The sequence below is a fragment of the Candidatus Streptomyces philanthi genome, from assembly GCF_059553635.1.
On record NZ_JCANQV010000427.1, the window covers coordinates 1 to 3738 of the forward strand.

General features: G+C 70.5%; 4 protein-coding genes and 1 tRNA gene. 2 read left to right on the forward strand and 3 right to left on the reverse strand.

The genetic code is table 11. From position 1 onward, the window contains the following. Positions 1-258: TetR/AcrR family transcriptional regulator (locus tag AC51EU_RS28355; protein ID WP_496269944.1), on the reverse strand; the 258-nt coding region annotated here is incomplete at its 3' end. Positions 259-422: 164 nt separating this feature from the next. On the opposite strand from AC51EU_RS28355, the gene hisN reads away from it, so the two are divergent. Then, positions 423-1226: a histidinol-phosphatase gene (gene hisN, locus AC51EU_RS28360; RefSeq protein ID WP_496269945.1), complete on the forward strand. Its 804-nt coding sequence runs from the start codon at positions 423-425 to the stop codon at positions 1224-1226. A gap of 129 nt (positions 1227-1355) precedes the next feature. Here the strand turns inward: hisN and AC51EU_RS28365 are convergent, their stop codons facing one another. Further along, complete coding sequence (locus AC51EU_RS28365; protein ID WP_496269946.1) at positions 1356-2882, reverse strand: catalase; 1527 nt, start codon at positions 2880-2882, stop codon at positions 1356-1358. Positions 2883-2976: 94 nt separating this feature from the next. Here AC51EU_RS28365 and AC51EU_RS28370 point away from each other — a divergent pair, with 94 nt between their 5' ends. After that, on the forward strand, positions 2977-3396 hold the full coding sequence (locus AC51EU_RS28370; RefSeq protein WP_496269947.1) for a Fur family transcriptional regulator: 420 nt from the start codon (positions 2977-2979) through the stop codon (positions 3394-3396). 100 nt (positions 3397-3496) lie between these two features. On the opposite strand, the gene AC51EU_RS28375 is transcribed toward AC51EU_RS28370, so the two are convergent. After that, positions 3497-3570, reverse strand: a tRNA-Met gene (locus tag AC51EU_RS28375). Between the last annotated feature and the right edge of the window lie 168 nt (positions 3571-3738).

The window sequence follows — 3738 nt, forward strand, 5'->3', positions numbered from 1 at the left end:
GGCGACCGCGGCGTCCGGGGGCGCGGCGGGCACCGGGCCGTGTGCGGTGAGGGCGTGTTCGACGCCCGCGAGATAGTTGTCGGTCTCCCGGCGCACCAGGGCGCGGGCCAGGCCGTCCTTGCTGCCGAACTCGTTGTAGAGGGTCTGCCGCGACACTCCGGCGGCGGCCGCCACGTCCACCATGCGGACGGCCGTCCAGGGCCGCCGCGCCAGCGCCCGGTAGGCGGCGTCGAGCAGCAACTCTCGCGCTGGGGGCATCGTCACCTCCGCTGCCGCGCGGCCCGTACGGCCGGTGTGGGCACAGAATTGACGGGGTGCCAGGGGCTGTCAAGGGCGTCCGTCCGGGGGTGGCCGACGACCGTACCCGGCTGGCGGAGCAGGCGCGTGTGGCTCCTGCGTATATCAGTCGATACTGTTCGCACATGCCCGACTTTCACGATGATCTCCGTCTCGGCCATGTCCTCGCGGACGTCGCGGACGCCGCCACCATGGACCGGTTCAAGGCCCTCGATCTCAAGGTCGAGACCAAACCGGACATGACCCCGGTCACCGAGGCGGACAAGGCCGCCGAGGAGCTGATCCGCGGCCAGCTCCAGCGGGCCCGGCCGCGTGACGCGGTGCTCGGCGAGGAGTTCGGCAGCGAGGGCGCGGGCCCCCGCCGCTGGATCATCGACCCGATCGACGGTACGAAGAACTATGTGCGCGGCGTCCCGGTGTGGGCCACGCTGATCGCGCTGATGGAGCACGGCCCGGCCGGGGACCGCCCGGTGGTCGGCATCGTCTCCGCCCCGGCCCTCAACCGCCGCTGGTGGGCGGCCGAGGGGCTGGGCGCGTTCACGGGACGCAGTCTGACCTCGGCGACGCGCCTGGAGGTGTCGAAGGTCGGCCGGGTCCAGGACGCGTCGTTCGCGTACTCCTCGCTGACCGGCTGGGAGGAGCGCGGCAAGCTGGCCGGATTCCTCGATCTGGGCCGGGAGTGCTGGCGTACCCGCGCCTACGGCGACTTCTGGCCGTACATGATGGTCGCCGAGGGCGCGGTGGACATCTGCGCGGAGCCGGAGCTGTCGCTGTGGGACATGGCGGCCTGCGCGATCGTGGTGCAGGAGGCCGGCGGCCGCTTCACCGGTCTGGACGGCCGGCCGGGTCCGCACAGCGGGAACGCGGCGGCCTCCAACGGCCTGCTGCACGAGCAGCTGCTGAGCTACCTCGGCGACGCCCCGCGGTAGCCGCTCCCCCGGGCGCGCGAAGAGGCCGGAGCCAGGGGCGTCCGGCCTCTTCGGCTGGTACGGCAAGCGGTCCGTGCGCCTCCCGGCCGCACCCCGTCGCGGTGGGGTACGGCCCTGCGGGAGGACGCGTCAGCCGCGCAGGGCCTGGACGGCGGCTTCGAGCCGCTTGCCGTAGTCCGCGTCCGCCTTGCGGAAGTTCTCGATCGCGCGCTGGGCGATGTCGTCGCGGGAGACCTTGGCGATGAAGCCCGCCAGGTTCTCGATCAGACGGCCCTTCTCCTCCTCGGACATCAGCCGGTAGAGGTTGCCGGCCTGCACGAAGTCGTCGTCCTCGGCGTGCGAGGGGGCGGCGGCCTCGGTGGTGGAGCCGCTGACGGTGAAGGGCTGCCACAGCGGGCGGCCGGTCTCGACGGGTCCGCCGAAGCTGTTGGGCTCGTAGTTCTTCGCGCCGGCGTGGCGGCCGTCGTAGAGGACGCCGTCCCGGCCGTGGGTGCGCGCCTCGGTGGCGCGCGGGCGGTTGACCGGCAGGTGGTCGGCGTTGATGCCGACGCGGTAGCGGTGCGCGTCGCCGTACGCGAAGAGGCGGCCCTGGAGCATCTTGTCGGGCGAGGGGCCGATGCCCGGCACGAAGTGGTGCGGGGAGAAGACCGACTGCTCGACCTCGGCGAAGATGTTCTGCGGGTTGCGGTTGAGCTCCAGCTTGCCGATCTCGATCGGCGGGTAGTCCGCGTGCGGCCAGACCTTGGTCAGGTCGAACGGGTTGAAGCGGTAGTTCGCCGCCTCGGCCGCGGGCATGATCTGCACCTGCACGGTCCAGGTCGGGAAGTCGCCGCGCTCGATGGCCTCGCGCAGATCGCGCTGGTGGCTGTCGGGGTCCTCACCGGCGAGTGTGTTGGCCTCGGCCTGGGTGAGGCTCTTGATCCCCTGGTCGGTCTTGAAGTGGTACTTGACCCAGAAGACCTCGCCGGCCTCGTTGTTCCACTGGAAGGTGTGGGAGCCGTAGCCGTTCATGTGGCGGTACGAGGCGGGGATGCCGCGGTCGCCGAACAGCCAGGTCACCTGGTGGGTGGACTCGGGCGACAGGCCCCAGAAGTCCCAGACGTTGTCCGCCTCCTGCGAGCCGGTGTACGGGTCGCGCTTCTGGGTGTGGATGAAGTCGGGGAACTTGATGGCGTCCTTGATGAAGAACACCGGGGTGTTGTTGCCGACGAGGTCGTAGTTGCCCTCCTCGGTGTAGAACTTCAGCGCGAAGCCGCGCGGGTCGCGTACCGCGTCGGCGGCGCCGAGGTTGCCCGCGACGGTCGAGAACCGCGCGAAGACCTCGGTCTGCTTGCCGATCTCGGAGAGGAACTTCGCCCGGGTGTACTTCGTCACATCGGCGGTGAGGGTGAAGGTGCCGTACGCGCCGGCGCCGCGGGCGTGGACGATCCGCTCCGGGATGCGTTCGCGGTTGAAGTGCGCGAGCTTTTCTATCAGGAGCTGGTCCTGGATGAGTCCGGGTCCGCCGACGCCGGCCGCCTCGCTGTTCTGGTTGTCCGCGACGGGAGCTCCGGACTCCGTGGTCAGCGGTCCCGTGGTGCTCTCTACCGACACGTGCGCCTCCTGATTCGTGACACCTGCCTTGGCGTGCGCCGGGTCCGATCCTACATTGGACATTGTCTAAGTCAAGAATGCCACGAAAGCCGTACCCGATCCGGCGACGGACCGGCCGCTTGCTACCCTGGCTTTATCTGACTGATAGGTGAATGGCATGAGTGACCTGCTGGAACGACTCCGGGGACGCGGCTGGCGGCTGACCGCGCAACGACGCGTCGTCGCCGAGGTCCTCGACGGGGACCACGTCCACTACACGGCCGACGAGGTGCACGCCCGCGCCGCCGCGCGGCTGCCCGAGATCTCCCGCGCGACCGTCTACAACACCCTCGGCGAGATGGTCTCCCTGGGCGAGGTGCTCGAAGTGAGCACGGACGGCCGCGCCAAGCGCTACGACCCGAACGCCCACCACGCCCACCAGCACCTCGTCTGCTCGCGCTGCGGCACGATCCGCGACGTGCATGTGCACGTCGACCCGCTCTCCGCGCTGCCCGAGCCCGAGCGCTACGGCTTCGAGGTCTCCGAGGTGACGCTGACGTTCCGCGGCCTCTGCCCCACCTGCAACTCCGCCGGCTGACCCGCACCGGTAGCGGGGCGCCCACACCGCCCGTGTGCGCGCCCCGGCGCACACACGACGAAGGCCCGGATTCCGAGGAATCCGGGCCTTGGCCTTTCAGTAGCGGGGACAGGATTTGAACCTGCGACCTCTGGGTTATGAGCCCAGCGAGCTACCGAGCTGCTCCACCCCGCGTCGTTGTGGTTTTACTGTACCCCCGCGGCGACGACCGGGGCAAATTCCTTCCGTGCGGCCCAGGGGCGGGTACGAGTGTCCCGCCCCTGGGCCGCACGGCGCCTCAGGCGCTCAGCTCCTCCTGGAGGGCCGACCGCAGCCGGGCGGCGCGCTCGGCGACCGCCGGCG